Source organism: Arthrobacter sp. 92 (assembly GCF_050260325.1).
Classification (GTDB): Bacteria; Actinomycetota; Actinomycetes; order Actinomycetales; family Micrococcaceae; genus Arthrobacter.
In genome coordinates this window covers 1,993,267-2,014,848 of record NZ_CP189863.1, presented here as the reverse complement: position 1 = coordinate 2,014,848, position 21,582 = coordinate 1,993,267, and the positions used below count along the sequence as shown (strand labels likewise).

The window sequence follows — 21,582 nt, the reverse complement described above, 5'->3', positions numbered from 1 at the left end:
TCTCTCTACGAATCACGAGCGGCCGGCTGCCTGACCACTTCCAGAATACGGACTCCTGTATGGGCGCCGTCACATTCCCGTCGTGGCTGCTTCCCTCCGCCGGGCTCCCCCGGGGGCAAAGGGACTTTCGCCCCTGCCGGGCCGCGGCGGACGGGCGTCTACTGGAGTCATCCGCCCGTACCGGGCTCCCGTTCCGTGCTCCACGAAAGGTACCGTCATGTCGGATTTGCTCAAGTGGTCCCCTTTCCAGACCAACCGTTGGCTGGACACATTCCGCACCAACCCCTTTGACCTGCTGCGCCGGACACCATCTGAACTGATGGATGCCATGGACCGGGTCTTCCAGCACCAGGACCAGCCGATGCCGATCCGTGTCGAGGAGCTTGTTGACGGCGACACGCTTGTTGTCCGGGCCGAAGCGCCCGGACTGGATCCGGAGAAGGACGTCGATGTCTCCGTGGTTGATGGGGCACTCCAGATCCGCGCCGAACGCAAGGAAGAGAAGGAGGAGAAGGGCAAGGACAGCTACCGGTCCGAATTCCGCTACGGTTCCTTCTTCCGCTCCCTGCCGCTGCCCCAGGACGTGAAAGAGGAAGACATCAAGGCCAGCTACAAGGACGGGGTTCTGGAAGTCCGCGCACCCCTGCCCCAGAGCGCCCTGACCGAATCCAAGAGGACCAAGCTCCCCATCACCCGCGGCTAACTCCGAGCGCTTGACACCTCGCGGCACGGGGTCGCGGACTGCCCCGGGAAGCGGTGTTTCCGGCCGTTCGGGGTCCATGCGGCGGAGATTGCCGTTGTGCAGGATCGTCTCTTTTCACCCCGTGACCCTGTGGGATCATGCCTGTATGGGCGAAACTGTTGAACCGCGCCTGGAATTTCCCGCCAATCCGCGGCCCCGGAAGATCGTGCCCGGCCGGGGCGCTGATGGCTACGGGATTCCGATCACCGAGCAGCTTCGGATTGTTGGCCAAAGGCGCCGGGAAACCGAAGAGAAACTCGACCGTCACCTGAAGGACGCCGGCACAAGACACCGATCGGGCAGGCCCGCATTAACCCGGCGGCGGGATCCGGGCCGGCCCTGACACGTAGTCATCCGGACCCGAATGCCGCCGGTTTGGCCTTCAACACCTGGTCCCGCCGCATCGGATAGGCCAGGGTAGGGAGGCCGCGGACCTGTTCTATCCGGCAGGGGACGAGCTCTTTTTCGTCGCGGGCACGTAGTTCGATACCCCCGGCGCGTCGAACCGCCGGAATTTACTCCGTCGTTACGGGCGCTGCCTTGGCGGTGCAGCTGCCGCGATGCTGATCTTCTCCCTCCGTTTTCCTGTTCGCGACGGGCAGACCATCACTGCGGCAGCCTGAGAGGTTGCCGGTCGTGGCGTGTGCGGGCCGTTGGTCTCTATCGGCAGATGGCCCGGGGCGGTGGAATGTCTTGCATGAGCCCGGATCCTCCAGTCCCGGATAATGACATGTCTGTGCCCGGGGAGGCTCTGATCGACGCCGGTCTGGGCGGTGCCGGGGTGCTGGTTCCGGATCCGCTGGAACCTCTTGAGAGGTTGCTGAGGGATCTTCGTGGGCGCCCTGAGGGTCTGTCGGAGCGGGAGGCAGCCCGGCGTCGCGTGGTCTTTGGTCCTAATGAGTTGAGCCGGCGCGGGAAACGGAGCTGGGTCCGGGAACTGGGGCGGCAGTTTGTATATCCGTTGGCGTTGTTGTTGTGGGTCGCGGCGGTGCTGGCATTTGTGACGGGCACGGTGGCGTTGGCGGCCGCCATCGTGGCGGTGATCGTTTTGAACGCGTTGTTTGCCTTCGTCCAGGAACGGCATGCAGAGCGGGCGGTGGAGGCCTTGTCGGCATATCTTCCGGTCCGGGCCAGGGTTCTTCGTGAGGGTGTGGAAGTCCTGGTGGACGCGGTCGGGCTGGTTCCCGGGGACGTGATGGTGGTCCGGGAGGGGGACCGGGTCTCGGCCGATGCCCGGCTGCTTTCAGGGTCGGTTGAAATGGACATCTCCACGCTCACCGGTGAGTCCCTTCCGGTGTTCAGGAGTGCGGACGGCCGTCCGTTCGTGAAGGGGCCGCTGCTGCAGGCCAGGGATGTGGTGTTCAGCGGAAGCAGCTGCACCGGAGGTGAGGGGACCGCAGTGGTCTATGCGACCGGGATGCGGACTGAGCTGGGCCGGATTGCGGCGCTTTCCCAGCGGGTGGTCAAGGAGCCGAGTCCTCTGGAGCAGCAGGTTGCGCGGGTTGCGCGGCTGATCGCCATCATTGCAGTCGGCATGGGTGTGGCGTTCATCCCGGTGGGTATGGTGTTGGCCGGACTCTCCTTCCCCGACACGCTGAACTTCGCCATCGGGCTGCTGGTCGCCAATGTGCCCGAGGGCCTGCTTCCCACCATCACCCTGGCCCTGGCCGTCGGTGTCAGGATCCTGGCCCGCCGCGGGGCGCTGGTGAAGAGGATTTCGGCCGTCGAGACTCTTGGCTCCACGAGCGTGATCTGCACGGATAAGACCGGGACGCTGACGATGAACCGCATGCAGGTCATCAACTTCTGGACCGCGGACGGGTACCAGAGCCTCCTTGAGGGCAGGCTCCCGCCGGCCCCGGACTCCGCAGCGGGCCGGGTTGCGGTGGCGGCGGTGGCGTGCAGCAATGCCCGGCTTTCAGACCAGCCGGGGGAGGAGGACACCGGCGACCCGACCGAACTGGCACTGCTTCATCTGGCCGTGGATCTCGGCGCGGATCCGGACAGGTCCGGGGTTGAACGGCTGACCCAGTTCCATTTCGATCCGGTCCTGCGGCGGATGTCCACCCTGGACCGGGCCGGTTTCGGGGTGGTCCTCCATGCCAAGGGCGCGCCCGAGGAAATCCTCCCTCTCTGCACTCGCATCGCGGCTGACGGGACAGATCGTCCCCTGACGGAGGCGGACCGGATAACCATCTCCGCGGTGGTGGATGAGTGGGCGGGGCAGGGACTCCGTCTGCTCGCGGTTGCGGACCGGACGGTGCACGATCAGAGCCCTGCGGGGATCTCGCGCGAGGATGCCGAGAAGAACCTGACCTTCCTTGGGCTGGTGGCGATGTTCGACCCGCCCAGGCCCCAGGTGGCCGAGGCCGTGGCGCAGTGCCATTCGGCCGGTATTAGGCTGATCGTGGTCACGGGCGATAACGGGCTGACCGCGGCGGGCATTGCGCGGCGTGTGGGCATCGGCGGCGGGGAGCTCCCGATCATCAACGGTGCCGAGCTGGACCGGATGAGCGAAGCGGAACTGGACCGGCTGCTGGGAAGCGGGGCCGAGCTCATCTTTGCCAGAAGCTCCCCCGAGGCGAAGCTCCGGATCGCCGATGCCCTGCAGGACCTGGGTCATGTGGTGGCGATGACCGGAGACGGCGTGAATGATGCGCCGGCCCTCCGCCGTGCGGACATCGGCGTCGCCATGGGGAAATCTGGAACAGACGTGGCACGCGAAGCGGCGACCATGGTCCTCACCGACGACGATTTTGCGTCCATCGTCAGTGCCGTCGAAGCAGGCCGACGGGTCTACGACAACGTCCGGAAATTCATCGTCTACATCTTCGCCCACGCCACCCCGGAAGTCATCCCGTTCCTGATCTACGCCGCCTCCGGCGGGAAAATGCCGCTGCCCCTGACAGTCATGCAGATCCTCGCCATCGACCTCTTCACCGAAACCCTGCCTGCCCTCGCCCTGGGCCGCGAAGCCCCGGAACCAGGCCTGATGCAACGCCCGCCCCGGCCCCGGGCCGAGAACGTCATCAGCTCCCTGATGCTGGTCCGCGCCTGGGGCGTGATGGGCGGCGTATCCGCCGTACTGGTCACTGGCGCCTTCCTGGTTACCCTCTTAGCCGGAGGCTGGACCTCCGGCGCCGACGTCGGGACAGGGCCCCTGCACCTGGTCTGGCAACAGGCGACCACGATGACATTCCTCGGGATCGTTGCCTGCCAAATCGGGACAGCAATGGCCGCCCGCACCCAGACCGTGTCGCTCTTCCGGATAGGCCTGACCACCAACAGGCTGCTGCTCTGGGGCATCGCCTTCGAACTGACTTTCGCCGCAGGCATCGTCGCCATCGGACCACTGCAGAGCCTATTCGGCACCGCCGTCCCCGAAGCCTGGGAGCTGCTGCTGTTGCTTCCCTTCCCCTTCCTGGTCTGGGGAAGCGATGAAATCCTGAAAAGCTTCTTGCGGCGGCGACAGAAAAGTCCAGCGGCACCGGCCGGAACTGCACACCCTGCGGAAACAGGCCGGTAAGCCCCGCCGGTCGCCGTGACCGGAGACCACGCTGAATCACTCCAAACAAGACTCCCAGAAACCGGCCGGGGACATCCGGGGCATTTCCCGTTGCAGCCCGGCGCCTCCGCAAACATGCCCGTTCTCCTGCATGAGCTTGAGGGTTGCGGCGTGCATTGTCGGCTCTGGCCATGAGTTGAAAGGGCCTGCACAAGTATCGGTGGATGATGCGCTCCACCTCGGACCTGGCGGCCCCGGAAATTTCGGGGCTGTAGGCCCTGAGGGTCTTTATCCTCTGGAGGGTGCCGGGGGCGAGGCGTTGAATGAGAAGTGTGGGAGAGGGAGGCAGAACGCATCCCCGCCGCACAGGATGAACCAGCAATGGAGAGTGGTCCTGATGAAAAAATGGAACCGATGGCAGGACTGGGTAACCGTTGCCGCCGGGATCTTCGCCGCGGTTTCGGTGCTCTGGACGAAGCAGCAAGGTATGTCCACGACCCTGATGGTCGTCTTCGGCGTACTCCTGGTTGTCAGCGGACTCGTTAATTTGGCCATGCCCGGAACACCGGTCATGGAATGGGTGCAGGCCGTCCTGGCCGCAGGACTCATCCTCTCGCCATGGATGGGGTCCTACGCGGGTACTACCGGTGCCGCCTGGATCTCCTGGATCGCCGGGGCCGTGGCGCTGATCGTCACCGCGGCTGCCATCAAGCCCAGCACCGAAGGCCATCACCGCATCCGCATCTCCCACTAGAGGAACGCGCCCGAACGCAAAGTGGCTTGACGTAATCGAAAAGCAGTAATCGACGGGCGCCCGGAGAGCCTGGGAGCTCCCGGACACTGTTGCCTGACATCGATGAAGTGCCGATGCGATACAGGCGTCCGCGTGCCGTGGCCTGGCGGTGTGTCCGGGAGCGGCGGGATATGAGGTGCTGGTGTTGCCGCTGTGGGTGCTGGGAACGATCTTCGCGGCCGCATCCGCTGCGGTCTGGCTGGCGGGGGTGCAGCTGTCACGGACTGCGGCTGTCCTGGACAAGCGCTTCGGCTGGGGCTCGGCCCTTGGCGGCCTCATTCTGCTGGCGGTCGCGACAAACCTGCCCGAACTGGCGATTACCGTCACGGCTGCGGCAACCGGGAATCTGGAGATCGCTGTAGGCAATATTCTGGGAGGCATCGCCCTGCAAACGGTGGTCCTGGTGTTGGTGGACGCCGTCGGCGTTCGGGGCGAACGTCCGCTGACTTACAGGGCAGCCTCCCAGGCTCTGATAGTCGAAGCGGTCATTGTCGTCGCGGCCCTGGCCGCCGTGATGGCTGGCAGCCAGATGCCCTCAGGGCTGGTCATTGCCCGGCTGACCCCGGACGGTGCGCTCATTGCCGGGATCTGGGTAAGTGGGCTGTTTCTGGTCCGCCGTGCGCAGACGGGCCAGTCCTGGTCTGAACTAGACCGACAGCCAGACGCGCAGGCCAATCCCAAAGCCCGCGCCGTACGCGCTACCGGCGTTGCTGCCGGTAGCGGCACAGGGGCGTCTGTTGTTGTTTTCGCCACCGCGGCGGCTGCGACACTGGCCGCTGGCGTCGCACTCGAGGAAAGCGGCAGCGCAATCGCGGACAGAACGGGCCTCTCCGGCGTCCTGTTCGGGGCGACAGTACTGGCCCTTGTCACGTCGCTGCCCGAGATTTCCACTGGCCTGGCCGCGGCCAGGGAGGGTGAGTACGAACTCGCCGTCAGCGACATCCTCGGCGGCAACGCCTTCCTGCCCGTCCTGTTCCCGGTAGCAGTCCTCATCTCCGGAAACTCGGTCCTGCCGCAGGCGCGGCCTGCGGATAACTACCTCACCGCACTCGCCATCCTCCTCACCGTGATCTACCTCCTGGGTCTGCTCTTCCGCCCCGGGCACCGCTACGCCCGTCTGGGCATTGATTCACTTGCGGTCTTGGTCCTCTACGTCCTGGGCATGGCCGGGCTCAGCTTCGTCTCAACCGGATAGGTAACCGGTACAGAGCGTCGAAACCCGATGAGGAGTACGTGCTGCCGCGCCTCCGGTCCCCCACAGCGGGGGCGAGGACCCCGTCCCAGACCCCGCCCCGGGACGGTCCGGACTCGGATCCGGGGCGGGCGGTCTGCAGTAGGCTGGCCGTCCGGGCCGTGGCGGGGTTCTTTGGGCTGGACCGCGCCGAAGAAGCGTTCGGCGCCGTGGGGCCGCGCGGGGTCCGATGCCTCGTTCAGCTCGGGCCGCGGAGATTTCTTGCGGTGGGGATTTCTCCGCTGCTGGTCAGATGCTCTGCCACCTCACGCAGTTTCGTGTTGGAGCTGGAGCTGGCTTTGGTGAGGACAAGAAAGGCCTGCTGGGCGGTGATTTTGTAGCGTTCCATCAGGATGCCTTCTGCTTGGCCGATGATTTGGCGGGTGATCAGGGCCTCGTTGAGTTGGCTGATTTTCTGGGAGTCGGCGAAAGCCACGGCTGCGTGGGCGGCGACGAGCAGCCCGATCTGCTCGGACTCAAGGTCGAAGGCGTCCGGCCGGGCCCCGTACAGGTTCAACGCACCCAGCCGGTCCCCCTCGACGAACAACTGGATCGAGAGCATGCTGCGCGCCCCCAGCTCAACCGCGCCACGGCAGAAGGCCGGCCAACGGGACTCGGTGCTCAGGTCCGGTACCCGCACAATCCGGTCGTGGTAGGCCGCATCCAGGCACGGGCCCTGCCCGGTGGAACTTTGCAGGGCATCGACCCTGCGGGGCAGGTCTCCCGACGCGATTTTTGAATCAATTTTCTTCCGACCGGTGACCAGGCTAATGGATGCCTCGGCGGCGCCGGGGATGAGCTGGACCGCGGCCTGGACTATCCCGGAAAGGACGGTGTCGAGGTCATCTTCGTGCTGCAGCTCCCTGGCCAGCTCGCCCAGACTTGTGGCCAGCTCGCCGCTGACACTCTCACCATGTTCTGATGCCCCGGAGGGGCCATCCATTTTTGACGCGTCGATGTTCATCGACTCACCTCGGTTCTTTCGATACCGCTGACCCTACATCCAGTATCTGCACGCAGAGCCATCCAGTCCTGGAGCTGATCTCCCCATCAACGACTCGCTGATCGAAAACGGAACCGTGACTCGTAAGGCGGAAAGTGATCATCAACTTCCCGCTTGCGGTCCGTTCCTTCTTCAGTTCCCCGAGCCGGGGCCGGTAGAGATTCCTTTAGCAGGACCTCAGGACCGCCTCGAAGTTGCGATCTCAGAAGCGGGTCAGTAGTGGGTCGCGTCCGAACCGTCACCAATGGTCCTGATTCAGGCCGGGTGGTCCTGAATCGGGTTGACATACTCAGCCAGATCTCTCGACTTGACGTCTTAGCACAGCGAGATGTCTATGCTTCCTGTGGGCCATCTTTCTGCAGCGCCTTGGACTTTTCCCCGGCGGTATCTACGGGATCCTGGTCATCACCACGAGCGACCGCAAACACTAACCCCAATTCGCACGGCTCCGTGACGGAGGACGTGTCCCTTCCGGGGCTGAACCAGCCCATCGTGAAGTGCTGCTGTGGGTGCCTGCCGCTGGCCGCCCGCGCCGGCCGGATCCATCCGCCACGCCGTCCACGGTTTACCCAGTGGGATCTTAGAAGCTGCCGTCGTCCCCTCCGCCAAAGCCGCCTGTATCTCCTCCGAAACCGTCGTCTCCGCCCATCGCTTCGAAGCCGTGTCCCTCCCCGCCGTCCCGGTCCTCGAGGAGGCCGCCGAAGAGCATATTGCCCGCGATCCCGCCCAGAACTCCGGCGCCGAGGCCGCGGGCGAACCCGCCGCCGTTGCCGCCGCCAGCGACTCCGATGGGTCCACCTGCATAGCCGCGCATGTTGGCGTTGGCCTCGGCCTGCGCCAGTTGACCGGCCTGAGAGGCCAGATCCGCGGCCCACCGGGCATGGGCCAGCGCGTTGACCGGATCACCGGCCTGCGCAGAGATTGCTGACCGGAGGCTGCCCTCAGCCTCGGCGATTCGTTGATGCACGCCCGGCCCGACAGCAGCCGGAAGGGACGCAACGAAGTTTTTGGTCCCGTCGAGGCGGGCCTGAGCGGTCGACATGGCCTGCGGCAGCTCCGACCTTGCCTCGCGGGCCTGCTGCTGCGGGTCCGCGGAACTGTTGAACGCGCTGATGCCAGCGGTGATCCGCTGCTTCAGACTTTGGATGAATCGCATATGTAAATCCTCCGGAACGATGCTCAGTGCAGGGAATGAAGTCGACCCGCTCCGCCAGACTACAACGGGGCCCGTCCCGACGCAGGACGGGATCCATCGGGGCCTTCCGCACCGCCCGCCGCCGCCTTCCGGCAGAGCCCACCGACCCGCACGGAAAAGAGTACGGCCGCCCCTGCCAGGACAGGACCCCGTGGCGGCTGCCCCTGGACCGGCGCCATACTTGCATTGGCTAAGTATTCATGTCTTGGTTGGTCGGGCGGAAGCGATGATGCCGTCGGGATGAACGCCGGTGGTCCCCTACCCTTGGACGAGGACTTATTTTGGAGGAAGGGACTTCGCGTGGGACGGCTTTTGGATGGACCTTGGCCCATCGTGATTATTTGCGTCGTGGGTTTTCAGCTCTTTGCGGCGCCGAAGCTTCCCTCGATTGCCCGCAGCCTCGGGCAGTCGGTGCGGATCATCAGGTCCGAGGTCAGGGAAATGAAGAATGACGGCAACCCCGGACCCGGTACGGGAAGCCCCACACCAGACGACAGCGCCAGCCAGGCCAGGGCCAAGGACCCGGCGTGACGGGGCCGGGGTTCGCACCCGGATTCCTCCGTTGAGCAGGGACTGATCCGTGGTGGGGCAGAAAAACGGCGGCCGGTCCAACCCCGAGGGGCGCATGCCCCTGCTGGATCACCTTGTGGAGTTGAAGAACCGGCTGATCAAGTCGGTTATCGGCGTGGTTCTCGGCGGTGTGGGCGGCTGGATCCTCTATGACCCCCTGCTGAGAGCGCTCAAGGAGCCGGTGGACAGGATTGCCGAGCACACCGGCGGTGTCTCATCGGTCAATTTTTCGAGCATCGCTTCTCCTTTTGATTTCAAGCTTCAGCTCTCACTCCTGATCGGCGCCGTGATTTCCAGCCCGGTCTGGATCTACCAACTCTGGGCCTTCATCACTCCGGGCTTGACAAGGAGGGAGCGGCGGTACACGCTCGGTTTCATGGCGGCGGCCGTGCCGTTATTCCTCGCCGGCATCTGGGTGGGCTGGATGGTAGTCCCGCAGGTGGTCCGGGCACTGACGCAATTCACCCCCTCCGGTTTCTCCAACATGGTCGATGCCCGCGACTATATTGATTTCGTCACCCGCATGGTCCTCTTCCTGGGACTGGCGTTCCTGGTCCCGGTGGTACTTGTGGGCGTGAACATGGCAGGGATCATCAGGGGGCGCACCATCCTCAAGGCCTGGCGCATCACCGTCTTCCTGGTCTTTGTCCTGGCCGCCGTCGCGGCCCCGGGCGCCGACGCCTTCTCGATGTTCCTGCTGGCCGGTCCGCTGCTGGTCTTGTTCTTCGCGGCCATCGGCATCTGCATCCTTAACGACCGCCGGCGGGACAGGCGTTTGTCCAGGACAGCAGCCGAAACCGAAGCGACCGCGGACCAGGCAACTCCCGGGTCCGACCTGGAGAATCTCTAACCCTGATCCCCCAAGCCCTTGGGGCGGTCCGGGGCGGCGAGCTTAAGGATGGGAAGTATGCCCACCGCCCGCGCCGTGGCCCAGTTGCCCTCCGACCGAAGACTCTCCGAGGGACTCAAAACGGAGAGCCCGCACCGGCAGAGAGACACGTGAATTGCGCCGTCGCGTCTAAAGGGGGTTTCCGGCGACAGTCAGTATCATGGGCGGGTCAGAATTTCCCCGGAGAGGTCGCCGAAATGCCCGGTCGTTACGATAATCCCGGCCCGGAATCAGGCCAACATGCGCCCGTCCCCTATCCGGGGCAGGGCACGCTGGTTGATACCAGTCGCGGTCTTCCGGGGCGCCGGCGGCCGCGCTGGCTCAAAATCACCGGCCTCGCCATCGGTGTGCTGGTGCTCGGGGTCCTTGCTTTCGGCGGGTACTGGTTCTGGCGGCTCCAGTCGAACATCGCCACCTCCGCTCTCGGGGCCGGCGGCCTCCGGACCGAGGGGCCCGTCAATGACAGCAAAGACCGCCTGCAGATCCTCGTCCTGGGCAGCGACACACGAAGCGGAAAGAACGGACAGTACGGGACCGTCGACCAATCGTCAGGGTACGGGCAGTCGGATGTGATGATGCTGCTGGACATCTCCGCGGACAACAATCACGTCAACGTCATCAGTTTCCCGCGGGATCTGCTGGTGGATGTTCCTGCCTGCAAGGACCCCGCAACGAATCAGCAGCACGAGCCGCGCCAAAACGTGATGATCAATAGCGCGATGGCCGACGCCGGCATCGGCTGCGCCGTGGACACCGTGAACAAGGTCACCGGAATGGAAGTGGACCACTTTATGATGGCCGATTTCAACGCCGTGAAGGAACTCTCCAATACCGTCGGCGGCGTCGATGTCTGTGTCAACGCCGCCGTCTTCGACCCCGAATCCGGCCTCCGTCTGCCCAAAGGGACCTCCCAGGTCCAGGGCGACCAGGCTCTGGCCTTCCTGCGGACCCGCCACGCTTTCGCCGACGGCGGAGACCTGGGCCGGATCAAGGCCCAACAGTCGTTCCTGGCCTCCCTCACCCGAAAGCTGAAGGCGGACGGGACTCTGGGCGATCCGCAGAAAATGCTGAGCATTGCCGACACGATGACGAAGAACCTGACCGTCGATGACGGCCTCGCCTCGGTCCCGACGATGCTGACCCTCGCCGGACGGCTCAAGAACATCGACCCGGCCAAGGTCAACTTCATCACCGCCCCGACCGTGCCGGCCCCCACGGATCCCAACAGGCTCACTCTCGATGAACCCGCGGCCACGGACCTCTTCGCGGCCCTGCGCCGCAGCGCCGACCTGACCCAGGCCGCCCCCGCGGCGTCCCCGTCAGCTGACCCGTCCGCCACGGCCGCGAAGCCGGACTATGACAAGGCACTCCAGCCCGTCACCGTCGCCAACGGCACTAACGTGGCCTCCAGAAGCACCGAGATCGGGGCACTCATTACCGGTGCCGGATTTACCAAACTTGCCCGGATCCAGGCCCAGCCCCGGGCCCAGAGCATGGTCTACTACGGCCCCGGCTTCGCCGACGTCGCGGCCGACGTCGCCGCCCTGTTCGCGCTCCCGCCCGCGAGCGTTCAGCAGGTGACCGGCGTCCAGGGCGTGCAGTTCTACGCGGGCGAAGACTTCGCCACCGGCACAAAACCCGTCCCGGCCGCCCAAGCCCCCGGCAACGTCGTCGCTCAGACAGCCAACGACCAGACCTGCCAGGCCGCCAACCCGGGCGGCTAGAGCCAATGCCCATGGAGTGCGCGAGGGCCGGGGCCGTCCTCAACCAGCGGATCAGAAGGAAGCAATGATGACCAAGCAAAGCAGCCCGTCCAAGTCAAAAGACACCCGCAAGCCGACGGTCACGTGGATGGAGGAGCCGCAGGCCCACGATTATCCGGCAGCTGCCTCCTACCTGTCCCTGATCGCCGGCCCCAAGGCTGTTGCCAAGGCGGTCACAGCCCTCCAGGGGGCGCCGACGATGACGTTCAAGGCCAAGGACCTGCTCCGCGCAGCGGGCCTGCCGCTGCTGCCGGCTGATGATCCGGATGTCGCCAAGGAACTCGGCCGGGTCAAGGCCAGGACCACGGACCCACCCGGGACTATCAGCCCAGGACCACCGCATGATCCGCGACTTCGACAAGCCCGGCAACGGCTCCCGCCGGCTGTTCGGTGAGGTGCTGGGAACGTATCTGCTGGTGGTGGCCGCTGCCGGAGCCGACATGGTAAACACCGCAACCCGCGGGGGACTTGGTCACACCGCGCTGGTGATGGCACCGGCGCTGACGATCATCGCTGCGGTTCTGTTCATCGGCCCCGTGTCCGGGGCGCACCTGAACCCTGTGGTGACCCTGGCGTTCGCCCTGCGCCGGGACTTTCCCTGGCGCAGATTCCCCGGCTACGTCCTCGCCCAGGGCGCCGGTGCCGCACTCGCGGCGGCCACCCTCGTGACCCTGCTCGGCCATCAGGGCAACGACGGGATGACCCTGCCCGGGGCAGGGTTCACCGATCCGCAGGCGTTCGTAGTGGAAGTGCTGCTGACCGCCGGGCTCGTCAGCACCGTCCTCGGAGTCGCCTCGGGGGCGCAGAATGTTGGCGCTCTCTCAGCATTCGGGGTCGCCGCGTACGTCGTCACGGCCGGGCTCTGGGGCGGCCCTGTCAGTGGAGCCTCCATGAACCCGGCCAGGACGTTCGGGCCGGACCTTCTCGCGGGCGATTTCAGCCGGCTCTGGATCTACGTCGCCGGCCCCGTCACCGGCAGCCTCCTCGCGGTGGCCATTGCCCTGGTCCTGCGCGGGAAGGGCGGTCACGCCGCCGCCGAAAAGGCCGCACAGGGATCACTGCCGAACTGAGGCCCCTACCAGAAGCCTCCGGCGGGATCGAAGTGGCATGCCGCCCGGCAACCTGCGGACCGGCTCAGGGGGTGCGTGCCGGTTCGGGGACGGGAGGCTTCCGGATCGTTCCCCGGCCCCTGAGGGAGGGGCGGTCGCTCTGGTTGGTGCGGGTGACGGCGAGGATCATGCCGATCCCGGCCAGCGAGGAAACCATGGCCGAACCGCCGTAGGAGATGAAGGGCAACGGGACGCCGATGACCGGGAGCAGTCCGCTGACCATGGCAATGTTGATGATGGCCTGGCCGATGATCCAGGTGATGATGCCACACGAGACGATACGCGCGAAAGTGTCCTCTGTCCGGGTGATGGTCTTGAACACCGCCACGGCCAGAATGGCGAACAGTCCCAGGACCAGGAGAGTCCCTGCGAGGCCGAGTTCCTCCCCGAGGATGGTGAAGATGAAGTCGTTGTGGGCCTCGGGAATCCAGTTCCATTTCTGCCGGCTTTGCCCGAGCCCCACGCCGAACCACCCGCCAGAGGCCAGCGCGTATTGGCCGTTCAGGGCCTGATAGCCCAGCCCCTGGGAATCTTCAGTGGATCCCATGCCAAGCCAGGAAAAGATCCGGCCCATTCTGTTCCCGCTGGTGGCAGCGAGGACCAACGCTGCTCCGGCGCCGATGCCGCCCGCCACGCCGAGGACTTTCATCGGTACCCCGCCGTAAAACAGGGTGGCCGCGATGATCATCATGATGATCAATGTTGTGCCGAGGTCATGGCCCAGGGCCACGAGAGCGGCGATGACCGCACCGGCGGGCAGCAACGGGACGACGGCGTGTTTCCACTGACTGAGCAGCGCCTCCTTGCGGGAGAGCACGGCCGCGCCCCACACGATGAGGGCGAGCTTGGCGAACTCGGAGGGTTGGGCGGTGAACCCGCCCGCGTTCAGCCAGTTCCTGTTGCCATTGACTGTCATGCCCAGAGGTGTGAAAACGAGCCCAAGCCCAATGAGCGAAATGATCAGCATCGGCCACGCCAGTTTCCGGATATGCCGGACCGGCAGCCCAGCCAGGACGAACATGATGACCACCCCGGCCAGGGTCCATAATCCCTGTTTCAGGGGCAGGTCGTAAGGATTGATCCCCGCCGCGACGGATTCCACCGATGATGCCGAGGCCACCTCGACCAGTCCGATCCCGGCCAGCGTCAGAACGACGGCGAAGATGACCGGCCGCGTGCGGCCTCCGGATTCGTCGGCCAGCCACCGCGGGAACCGCCCCGCCAAGGGGTTCCGGGGTTTCCTGGGTGTCCTGAGCGCCAGCGGTTTCCGTGCTGCGGCCATCGTTCCCACCACTCCTTATACTTCTGGTCCCCTTCCCCCTGCCCGCTCCGGTCCGGGGCTGGGACAGGCGGCACTCAAAAACAATACGTCTTCCGGCCTTTCCGACGCCGCTGCCGGCGGGCACGTGTCGCCCAGCGGCTCCCCGGACATGACCGTGTCACGGAATAGTAGACTGGCGGCGTCCTGCCGGAAGGTCCAACCTGGATCACACAGGTCCGGCCAGGTACGGTCCGGAGCCCGCCCCACCCCCCGAAAGAAGCGATCGATGAGTGAGCAGCAGGGACTCGCGAGGCCGCGCAGGAATCTCGAGGCTCTTCTCTTGCTGGTGGCCCTGGGCATCGGGATTGGCGCCAGCGCGTTGGTCAGCCTGGACAGAAACGAGGCGCTTGGCCAGGGGTTCTGGCTCCAGGCCGGGACCCTGACGGTTCTCGCCGCGGGATTCCACGTCGTTCTGCGGCTGCGTGCGAGTTACGCGGATCCGGTGATGCTGCCGATCGTGGTGGCGTTGAACGGTCTGGGCATCGCCATGATCCAAAGCCTGGATGCGGCCACCGGCAACGATGCCGGGGCAAACCAGCTCAAATGGACGGCCGTGTCCGTCCTCATTGCGGCCGCAGTGCTGTGGTTCCTGAAGGACCATCGGGTGCTGCGCCGATATACGTTCATCTCCCTTGCCGTGAGCACCGTTCTGCTGATCCTCCCCCTGGTCCCCGGCGTTTCCGCAGGAGACATCAACGGCGCCAGCGTCTGGATCCGCCTTGGCCCGGTCCAATTCCAGCCCGGGGAAATCGTCAAAATAACGCTCGGTGTCTTTTTCGCCGGATACCTCTCCACCAACCGGGACCTGATCCTTTTGGCCGGCAGGAAAATCGGGCCCCTGCAGTTCCCGCGGGTAAAGGACATGGGCCCCATGGTGACGGCGTGGGCCGCCAGCGTGGGCGTGCTGGTCTTCCAGCACGACCTGGGCATGTCCATCCTGTTCTTCGGTCTGTTCATGGTCATGATCTACGTCGCCACCAGCCGGGGCAGCTGGCTCATACTCGGCCTGCTCCTCATGGGAGCCGGCGGCTACGCCGCGGCCAAAATCTTCCCCCACGTGCGGCTGCGCATCGACGCCTGGATCAACGCCTTCGACCCGGTCGTCTACGAACGATTCCCCGGCGGGAGCGCCCAGATAGTCGAAGGACTCTTCGGCATGGCCTCCGGCGGCCTGGCCGGCGAGGGGCTCGGACTCGGACGCCCGGACCTTGTCCCCTTCGCCAACAGCGACATGATCATCGCCTCCCTCGGCGAAGCACTGGGCCTGATCGGGGTCTTCGCCATTCTCACGCTCTACCTGATGCTCTTCACCCGCGGATTCCGGGCCGCCCTCGGGACCCGTGACTCCTTCGGGAAACTCCTGGCCTGCGGACTGTCCTTCGCCATGGCGCTCCAATGCTTCATCATCATAGGCGGCGTCACCCGCCTGATCCCCCTGACCGGCCTGACCACACCGTTCCTCTCCGCCGGAGGATCCTCCCTGCTCGCGAACTGGATCATCGTGGCCCTGCTGCTCCGCATCAGCGACGCCGCGCGCAGACCCCAGACCACCGGCCCCCTCCCCACCGGAATAGGCAAAGAAGCACCCGCACCGGCCCGATAGATCCCGGACGGCCCCGGCATTGACCGGCTGGTGCCGGCCGGTCCGGCCTGCCTTCTCCGGTCCGTCGAGTCCCCCCCCCCATGACCCGCTGGCGCCCAGGGCAGGAGCGGACCGAGCCGGCGGGCGCACGCCATTCCGGACGCTGGTGCTGGTTTAGGTTGCCTCGGAATCGAACGGCACCGGCCCCACCGCCAGGACACGGTCAACCCCTTGCGGAGCAGTGCCGCCAGCCGGAGTCACCGGCCTCAAAGTGTCCGGCTCCGTGTACTCCGCTCGAGGAAGGTCCGTGAACGCTTCCCGGATGATCCGCCGGGGGTCATACTGCCGCGGGTCCAGCCTGTCCCAGTTCACGTCCTCGAAGTCCGGGCCGAGTTCATCACGCAGCCGATCCTGGGCACCGGCGGCCAGCCGCCGCACCTCCATCACGATGCGGGCCAGCTTCGCGGCGCACCCGGGCAACTTGTCAGGTCCCAGAACCAAGCTCCCAAGGAGAAGCAGAACGAAGAGCTTTTCAGCATCAATACCGAACACGCTCTCTATCGTACGGGCCGTGGAAACCTCCCAAGCAGTCCGGCCGCGCGCAGACGCCCCGCGCCCGGACCCCAGTGGGGGTACCGTTATGGGCGCCCCTGAACGGGGGCCTTGCCAGATAGTGTGCTGGCGATTCCCGGAAGCCGCCTGAAATAAACGACGACCAAACGGGTTCAGGGCCGTGCCGCGTGCCGGCGTCCGGCCGGGAGGTGCTCCCGAGGCTGTCGCCAGCCAGGCACCCTGCGGTGACCAGGAGGGGTTCGTGCCGGAGGATGCTGCCGGCGCAGCCGGCCGTGATGGCGGCGATGAACAACGGCCCCGCCCTGGTTGCGTTTTTTCGCCCCCGCATCGGGCCGGGCATGGCAGCAGGCCTTGTTCCCCGGGCCGCGGTCGGCGTCAGGGAGGGTGCCGGGGTGCCGGGTTCGGGCCCGGCGATGAGCGTAACGAGGGGCATGGGTACGCCGGTGGCGCGGGCGGCCTGGGCCGGGGTGAGGCCGCGGGAGATCAGCCGGGGCACCAGGAGGGTGCGCAGCCCGGGGCGGTGGTCCCGGTCAGGCCGGGCACCGTGGCCAGGGGCTGGGTCCGGTGCCGCGGGGGGGGTCATTCATGACGCCTCACTTTGGAGTGGTCCGGTTAGTGTTCGGTTCCGGGGTGGTTGTTCTTCGTCGTGTTCCTGTTCGGTTCCCGGTGTGCCCAGTCCGGGGGGATGGCCGCTTCAAGGGCGTCATCGACGGTGATGACACCCAGGATGTGGCCGTGTTCGTCCAGGACGGGAAGGGTCAGGAGGTTGTAGTCGGCCATGGTGGTGGTGACGTCGATGATGTCATCCCCTGCGGTCGCGCTGACCGGTTCGGGGTCGGCGGTGTCCCCGAGTAGGGCGGCGGGATCGGCCTGCAGGGCCTGGACCAGGCCGATCACCCCGGCGAGGGTTCCGTCCGGGTGCAGGCTGTAGATAGTGGTGAGGGCTTCGGGTTGTTCGGTGGTGGCGGTGCGGATGGACTCGAGTGCTTCGGCGATCGTGGCGGTCGCCGGCAGCGCCACGTAGTCGGTGCCCATCAGGCCCCCGGCGGTGGCGTCATGATAGCCCAACAGGGCCATAACCTTGGTGTACTGGGGGGCCGGAAGGAGGGCGATAATCCCTGTCCGGCGCTCCTGCGGGAGATCCATGACGGCGTCGGCGGCGTCGTCGGCCCGCATGTGCGAGAGCACGTCCGCGACTTCGGCGTCGGTGCGGTCCTTGAGGATCCTGGACTGACGGTCCTCATCGAGTTCTTCAAAGACGTCGGCTTCAAGTTCGGGGTCGCTGTGAACCCGGGCGAGGAGTTCGTCCTGTTCCTTTTCCGAGGAGTCCTCGATCAGGTCCGCGATCTGGGCCGGTTTCAGCTGCCGGAACCGGGCGGAGAGGGACCGGGCCTTGCTGGATGCCTCGTGGCCGATCAGGGGCAGAAACCTATTCCAGTCCAGGAATGGGTGGGCCTCATGCCGCCGGTTGATGGCGAACCAGCGCGGCTTATGCACGTCCAGACCCGTCAGGGTCCATCCGGTGGCCGTGCCGTTGAGTTCAATGTCGTATGCCTTGACCATGACGGTGTGCTCGGTGTCGATCAGCCGGTGACCTAGGACGTCTTCCTTGAGCAGCACCTCGCCCTCGCGCCGGGTGAACGGTCGCAGGTCCAGTGTCGCGGTGTGCAGCCGGATGCCACCGGGCTCGATCCCGGAGAGCTTCTCCAGCGGGGCGAAGACCCGGTTTGATCCGACGGCGAGGACCAGGCCGGTCAGCCGCGGGTAGCCACCTTCCTGGAGCCGGACGATGGCGTCGGCGAGGGTGCCGATCTGGTTGCCTTTGGTGTCCAGGACGGGGCGGCGCAGCAGGGCCGAGAGCCGGATGGCCGGTGTTCCCGTGGGTGCGATGGTGCCTGGGGTGCTCATCTTCGGAGATGCCTTTCGAGGAAACGGGGTATAGAAGGAGAACTGTCCTGTCTGGAATCTACGCTGTGCCGGATCAGCCGCCAAGGGCGAGCTGGACCACCCGGACGATCACCAGGATCATGGCGATCAACAGGTAAGTCCGCAACACGGTCAGCCCGGTACGGCCGGCGGTGGAAAGTTTCGGGGCCGTCAGCAGCGCCAGGGGTGGCATGCGCCAGTCCTGCCTTCCGGTGCGGTCGATCGGCGCCGCGCCCGGGCCGGGCCGGAACCTTGCATAGAGCAGGTAGGCTGCTGTGCCCAGGACGCAGACGGCTGCCCCGCCGGCGAGGATGCCGATGATCGCCCCGCTGCCCATGTCGGGGAAGAGCACCCCTGTGGTCAGGACGAGGGAGAGGATCACCAGGACGGCGATGATGAGCGCGGTGAAGGCGTTCGTGGCCCTGCTGTTCACCCATGGGCCAAGGACCTGTTTGTCGTTGCACAGCAACAGCAGGAACACGGTGGCCGAGGGCAGCAGGACACCGGCGAGGACCTGGACGCCGACGGTCATCAGCCCCAGCGGGGCCCCCGGGATCAGGACGATGACCGCTGAGATGATCAGGATTCCGGCGAACACGGCATAGAAGCCCTTCGCGTCGGAGATTTTCCGGTGCAGGGAATGCTTCAGCCCGAGCACGTCCCCCAGCGCATAGGAGGTGGAGAGCCCGACCGCGGCCGCGCCGATGATGGAGGCGTCGATCAACGCCACAGCGAACAGCACTCCGGCGAGCTTCCCGACGTACTTTTCCAGCCCGTCCGCGACCCCGCCGGCGTCGGTGAAGTTCCCGAATTCAGGGTGCCCGGCGAACGTGGCCGCGGTGAATCCCATGATGGCTCCCGCACCGATGATCACGATCACGATCCCGAGCCACAGGTCAACCTTCTCGTACTTCATGTACCGGGGGGTGATGCGTTTATCGATGAGGTACGACTGCTGGAAGAACAGCTGCCATGGGGCGATGGTCGTACCCACGATGCCGATGATCAGCAGCGTGACCGTGGACAGGTCCGAACCGGCAGGGAGACCGGGGATGAAGAAATCATGGGTCACCTGCCCCAGATCCGGGTGGACCATGACGATGATGGGCACCAGCAGCAAGGACCCGGCCACCAGGGTCATGCACACCCGCTCGAACCGTTTGAACGACCCGGTCGAGGCCGCGCCGATGATGACCACGGCGGCCACGAGCACCCCTGCGGCCTTGGGGATGCCCAGATAATCCAGGCCCAGGCTGATGCCGATGAATTCGGTGACAATGGTCAGGGCGTTCAGGATGAACAGATCGATCACGCTGAACGCGCCCCAGAACTTCCCGAACCGTTCCAGGATCAGCCGGGCATGCCCGACCCCCGTAACCACCCCCAGGCGAAGGACCATTTCCTGGTTCACATACAGCACCGGAACCAGCAGCAGAAGCGTCCACAGCAACGACGTGCCGTAGTTTTGCCCGGCCTCGGTATAGGTCCCGAACGCGCCGGCATCATTGTCCCCGACCATCACGATCAGACCCGGCCCGATAATGGCCAGCAGTGTCTTCAGCCGGGTCTTCCAGCCGCTGCCCGGGGACTCCTCACCGAGGCGGATGGTGCCGAAGGCACCCTTAATGTCGCCGATGTGGGCGCTGTCCAGGACGGCCGCAGGGGCAGGGGCCGGGCCAGCCGCTACTGCCGGCCCCGGAGCCGTGACTGGCGACGGCGCTGGTGCCGGTGATGGAGCAGTTCGGGGTGCGGGGCCGGAATTGGTGCTCGGTTCGGGGCCGCTGTGGGTGTTGGCGGGCATGGGAATGTCCTCCCGGAACGTAGAGACCTTTTGGATGCCGAACGCGGACATCACAGAAATCGGCGCGGCAGGAAGAGGTCCCGGAATTGGCTAAGCGGTCAGGATGCCGGCCTGCGCAGAGACGGGGCCGGCGGGGGAAGAATTGTGGTCAGGACCGCGCGGGGGCGGTACCGGTAGACGGACTATGACCATCGTTCACGGGTGACCACCTCCATCAGGGTCCTGCGGCGCCACGGAGGAGGCCGGACATGAGAGCCGGCGGTGCCCCTCCTCGTAAGACCTTTGGCACTTCACGGCGTGAACCCGGCGTTCCGGGAGCCAATCGGGGCAACCCCTTAGACCGGGGGAACCTGTCCTGACCCGGGGCGTCTCTCGACGTTGGGGGTCGCTGGCATGTATCCGCGAAGGAGCCTCAGCTAACGAACGACACCTTGCAACCACCAATATATACCAACGCCAGGCCCCACATGCCCGCCCCGCACGGCACCTCATACAAAGCCCCGCACGGGCGGGTCCCTCCAGTGTGGATCCAGTCTCCGATCAGGCCTTGGCGCGGAAGGGAACAGAGGGCTTCGGAACGGAACCGCCGATGTCCGCCGTCAGGACTGACTGCGCGTCCGGGCAGCACCTGCCAGCTGGCATCCGGCCAATGCAGGGAGCCCTCGGGCCGCTGGCCGAACCGACCTTCGGCACGTCCGCGGGCCCGAAGCGGTCCCGGCAGGTGGTATGTCCTACTTTCCTGCGCCGGTCAGCGCCTCGTCTGGCGAGGATCCCTCGGTGGAGTCTGTGTAGCTGCCCTGTGAGCGGTTGCCGACACGGAGTATTTCTCCGTTACGCAGGTACCAGATCGTGCCGTCCCCTGCGCGGACGCGGGTGATGCGCAGGCCCACGGACTCGACGGTTCCGACAACTTCGCTGGTCTCGATCACGTCGCCGATGCCGTACTGGTCCTCCAGAGTGATAAAGATTCCTGCTAGGAAGTCACGGATCAGCTGCTGGGCGCCGAAACCGATCGCGATGCCCAGGATCCCGACGCTGGTCAGCAGTGGCGCGACGTTGACCTCGAGCGCGCCAAGGGTGTACGTGATCACGGTCACTACGACAAGGACCGCGACTATGCTGGTCAGGAGGGATCCGATGGTCTCTGCCCGCTGTACCCGGCGTTCGTGATCCAGGGTCCGCAGCACGGGCTGCGCCCACCGGAAATGAGGCTTCTTGAGCAACGCGTAGCCATTGCTGACACGGCCGACAATGCGTGAGATGACGGACCGGGAAACAGCCCACGCCCCGGCCCCCAGGCCGATCGTGATCACGACCTGGAGAAGGACACCGAGCCATTTTTCACCCGTAAAAACCATTTGTGGCACCCGCCGTCCTTTCGCGGGAACCACCCCGCCCTCTGATAAAAACTACGGCTTCCAGCATAACGATCCCCTCAGGACACGTCCGACCGCTCTCCCGCCGCTCCCCCCGAACAACCTTTACCAATCACCAAGAGGTCCGATCTTTTCAGCCTTGAACCGGGCGAACCAGCGGGGAAACGGATAACACACCGGCCCGCCGGCGCTGGGCGCCGCCC

The 21,582-nt window shown here is 65.7% G+C and carries 18 protein-coding genes and 1 riboswitch; of the genes, 10 read left to right on the top strand and 8 right to left on the bottom strand.

Annotated features, from left to right (window positions below):
* Nucleotides 1–217: 217 nt before the first annotated feature.
* The 4 genes from ACP4XC_RS09205 to ACP4XC_RS09190 all read left to right on the top strand — a co-directional run bounded on the left by ACP4XC_RS09205 (nucleotide 218) and on the right by ACP4XC_RS09190 (nucleotide 6,235).
* The gene (locus tag ACP4XC_RS09205; RefSeq protein ID WP_427174617.1) at nucleotides 218–703 is read left to right on the top strand and encodes an Hsp20/alpha crystallin family protein; all 486 of its coding nucleotides are present in this window, start codon (nucleotides 218–220) and stop codon (nucleotides 701–703) included.
* A 769-nt stretch (nucleotides 704–1,472) separates the two neighbouring features.
* The gene (locus ACP4XC_RS09200) at nucleotides 1,473–4,268 is read left to right on the top strand and encodes a cation-translocating P-type ATPase (RefSeq protein WP_427174616.1); all 2,796 of its coding nucleotides are present in this window, start codon (nucleotides 1,473–1,475) and stop codon (nucleotides 4,266–4,268) included.
* 376 nt (nucleotides 4,269–4,644) lie between these two features.
* Nucleotides 4,645–5,001 (top strand): SPW repeat protein, encoded by a 357-nt coding sequence (locus ACP4XC_RS09195; RefSeq protein ID WP_427174615.1) that lies wholly within the window; start codon nucleotides 4,645–4,647, stop codon nucleotides 4,999–5,001.
* Nucleotides 5,002–5,176: 175 nt separating this feature from the next.
* Nucleotides 5,177–6,235 (top strand): sodium:calcium antiporter, encoded by a 1,059-nt coding sequence (locus ACP4XC_RS09190; protein WP_427174614.1) that lies wholly within the window; start codon nucleotides 5,177–5,179, stop codon nucleotides 6,233–6,235.
* 235 nt (nucleotides 6,236–6,470) lie between these two features.
* Here ACP4XC_RS09190 and ACP4XC_RS09185 read toward each other — a convergent pair whose 3' ends face one another.
* A complete protein-coding gene (locus ACP4XC_RS09185; protein ID WP_427174612.1) occupies nucleotides 6,471–7,235 on the bottom strand; it encodes a GAF and ANTAR domain-containing protein in 765 nt (254 codons plus the stop codon).
* Between the two features lie 619 nt (nucleotides 7,236–7,854).
* Nucleotides 7,855–8,430, bottom strand: a complete 576-nt coding sequence (locus ACP4XC_RS09180) for a hypothetical protein (RefSeq protein ID WP_427174611.1) — start codon at nucleotides 8,428–8,430, stop codon at nucleotides 7,855–7,857.
* Between the two features lie 279 nt (nucleotides 8,431–8,709).
* Between ACP4XC_RS09180 and ACP4XC_RS09175 the strand changes: the two genes are divergently transcribed.
* The 5 genes from ACP4XC_RS09175 (at nucleotide 8,710) to ACP4XC_RS09155 (ending at nucleotide 12,761) form a co-directional block, all read left to right on the top strand.
* Nucleotides 8,710–9,000, top strand: a complete 291-nt coding sequence (locus tag ACP4XC_RS09175; RefSeq protein WP_427174610.1) for a twin-arginine translocase TatA/TatE family subunit — start codon at nucleotides 8,710–8,712, stop codon at nucleotides 8,998–9,000.
* 94 nt (nucleotides 9,001–9,094) lie between these two features.
* A complete protein-coding gene (tatC, locus tag ACP4XC_RS09170; protein ID WP_427175066.1) occupies nucleotides 9,095–9,889 on the top strand; it encodes a twin-arginine translocase subunit TatC in 795 nt (264 codons plus the stop codon).
* Nucleotides 9,890–10,125: 236 nt separating this feature from the next.
* Complete coding sequence (locus tag ACP4XC_RS09165) at nucleotides 10,126–11,652, top strand: LCP family protein (RefSeq protein WP_427174609.1); 1,527 nt, start codon at nucleotides 10,126–10,128, stop codon at nucleotides 11,650–11,652.
* A gap of 64 nt (nucleotides 11,653–11,716) precedes the next feature.
* The gene (locus tag ACP4XC_RS09160) at nucleotides 11,717–12,085 is read left to right on the top strand and encodes a hypothetical protein (protein ID WP_427174608.1); all 369 of its coding nucleotides are present in this window, start codon (nucleotides 11,717–11,719) and stop codon (nucleotides 12,083–12,085) included.
* Nucleotides 12,033–12,761 (top strand): MIP/aquaporin family protein, encoded by a 729-nt coding sequence (locus ACP4XC_RS09155; protein ID WP_427174607.1) that lies wholly within the window; start codon nucleotides 12,033–12,035, stop codon nucleotides 12,759–12,761. Before ACP4XC_RS09160 ends, ACP4XC_RS09155 begins: the two co-directional genes overlap by 53 nt.
* A 64-nt stretch (nucleotides 12,762–12,825) precedes the next feature.
* Here the strand turns inward: ACP4XC_RS09155 and ftsW are convergent, their stop codons facing one another.
* Nucleotides 12,826–14,082 carry a putative lipid II flippase FtsW gene (gene ftsW, locus ACP4XC_RS09150; RefSeq protein ID WP_427174606.1) on the bottom strand — a complete coding sequence of 419 codons (1,257 nt, stop codon included), beginning with the start codon at nucleotides 14,080–14,082 and terminating at the stop codon, nucleotides 12,826–12,828.
* 265 nt (nucleotides 14,083–14,347) lie between these two features.
* Here ftsW and ACP4XC_RS09145 point away from each other — a divergent pair, with 265 nt between their 5' ends.
* Entirely contained in the window at nucleotides 14,348–15,724 is a 1,377-nt protein-coding gene (locus ACP4XC_RS09145; RefSeq protein WP_427174605.1) for an FtsW/RodA/SpoVE family cell cycle protein, read from the top strand.
* Nucleotides 15,725–15,877: 153 nt separating this feature from the next.
* On the opposite strand, the gene ACP4XC_RS09140 is transcribed toward ACP4XC_RS09145, so the two are convergent.
* The 5 genes from ACP4XC_RS09140 to ACP4XC_RS09120 all read right to left on the bottom strand — a co-directional run bounded on the left by ACP4XC_RS09140 (nucleotide 15,878) and on the right by ACP4XC_RS09120 (nucleotide 21,361).
* A complete protein-coding gene (locus tag ACP4XC_RS09140; RefSeq protein WP_427174604.1) occupies nucleotides 15,878–16,255 on the bottom strand; it encodes a Sec-independent protein translocase TatB in 378 nt (125 codons plus the stop codon).
* A complete protein-coding gene (locus ACP4XC_RS09135; RefSeq protein WP_427174603.1) occupies nucleotides 16,242–16,859 on the bottom strand; it encodes a hypothetical protein in 618 nt (205 codons plus the stop codon). Before ACP4XC_RS09135 ends, ACP4XC_RS09140 begins: the two co-directional genes overlap by 14 nt.
* A gap of 29 nt (nucleotides 16,860–16,888) precedes the next feature.
* Nucleotides 16,889–18,184 carry a magnesium transporter MgtE N-terminal domain-containing protein gene (locus ACP4XC_RS09130; protein WP_427174602.1) on the bottom strand — a complete coding sequence of 432 codons (1,296 nt, stop codon included), beginning with the start codon at nucleotides 18,182–18,184 and terminating at the stop codon, nucleotides 16,889–16,891.
* 73 nt (nucleotides 18,185–18,257) lie between these two features.
* Nucleotides 18,258–20,003, bottom strand: coding sequence for an Nramp family divalent metal transporter (locus ACP4XC_RS09125; RefSeq protein WP_427174601.1), 1,746 nt, complete (start codon nucleotides 20,001–20,003; stop codon nucleotides 18,258–18,260).
* Between the two features lie 260 nt (nucleotides 20,004–20,263).
* A riboswitch (M-box (ykoK) riboswitch) is annotated at nucleotides 20,264–20,434 on the bottom strand.
* A 300-nt stretch (nucleotides 20,435–20,734) separates the two neighbouring features.
* On the bottom strand, nucleotides 20,735–21,361 hold the full coding sequence (locus ACP4XC_RS09120) for a mechanosensitive ion channel family protein (protein WP_427175065.1): 627 nt from the start codon (nucleotides 21,359–21,361) through the stop codon (nucleotides 20,735–20,737).
* Between the last annotated feature and the right edge of the window lie 221 nt (nucleotides 21,362–21,582).

Coding starts and splice junctions, on each gene's coding strand:
- ACP4XC_RS09205 (WP_427174617.1), top strand. CDS start 218: ATGTCGGATTTGCTCAAGTGGTCCCCTTTCCAGACCAACCGTTGGCTG.
- ACP4XC_RS09200 (WP_427174616.1), top strand. CDS start 1,473: ATGTCTGTGCCCGGGGAGGCTCTGATCGACGCCGGTCTGGGCGGTGCC.
- ACP4XC_RS09195 (WP_427174615.1), top strand. CDS start 4,645: ATGAAAAAATGGAACCGATGGCAGGACTGGGTAACCGTTGCCGCCGGG.
- ACP4XC_RS09185 (WP_427174612.1), bottom strand. CDS start 7,235: ATGAACATCGACGCGTCAAAAATGGATGGCCCCTCCGGGGCATCAGAA.
- ACP4XC_RS09180 (WP_427174611.1), bottom strand. CDS start 8,430: ATGCGATTCATCCAAAGTCTGAAGCAGCGGATCACCGCTGGCATCAGC.
- ACP4XC_RS09175 (WP_427174610.1), top strand. CDS start 8,710: ATGAACGCCGGTGGTCCCCTACCCTTGGACGAGGACTTATTTTGGAGG.
- tatC (WP_427175066.1), top strand. CDS start 9,095: ATGCCCCTGCTGGATCACCTTGTGGAGTTGAAGAACCGGCTGATCAAG.
- ACP4XC_RS09165 (WP_427174609.1), top strand. CDS start 10,126: ATGCCCGGTCGTTACGATAATCCCGGCCCGGAATCAGGCCAACATGCG.
- ACP4XC_RS09160 (WP_427174608.1), top strand. CDS start 11,717: ATGATGACCAAGCAAAGCAGCCCGTCCAAGTCAAAAGACACCCGCAAG.
- ACP4XC_RS09155 (WP_427174607.1), top strand. CDS start 12,033: ATGATCCGCGACTTCGACAAGCCCGGCAACGGCTCCCGCCGGCTGTTC.
- ftsW (WP_427174606.1), bottom strand. CDS start 14,082: ATGGCCGCAGCACGGAAACCGCTGGCGCTCAGGACACCCAGGAAACCC.
- ACP4XC_RS09145 (WP_427174605.1), top strand. CDS start 14,348: ATGAGTGAGCAGCAGGGACTCGCGAGGCCGCGCAGGAATCTCGAGGCT.
- ACP4XC_RS09135 (WP_427174603.1), bottom strand. CDS start 16,859: ATGACCCCCCCCGCGGCACCGGACCCAGCCCCTGGCCACGGTGCCCGG.
- ACP4XC_RS09130 (WP_427174602.1), bottom strand. CDS start 18,184: ATGAGCACCCCAGGCACCATCGCACCCACGGGAACACCGGCCATCCGG.
- ACP4XC_RS09125 (WP_427174601.1), bottom strand. CDS start 20,003: ATGCCCGCCAACACCCACAGCGGCCCCGAACCGAGCACCAATTCCGGC.
- ACP4XC_RS09120 (WP_427175065.1), bottom strand. CDS start 21,361: ATGGTTTTTACGGGTGAAAAATGGCTCGGTGTCCTTCTCCAGGTCGTG.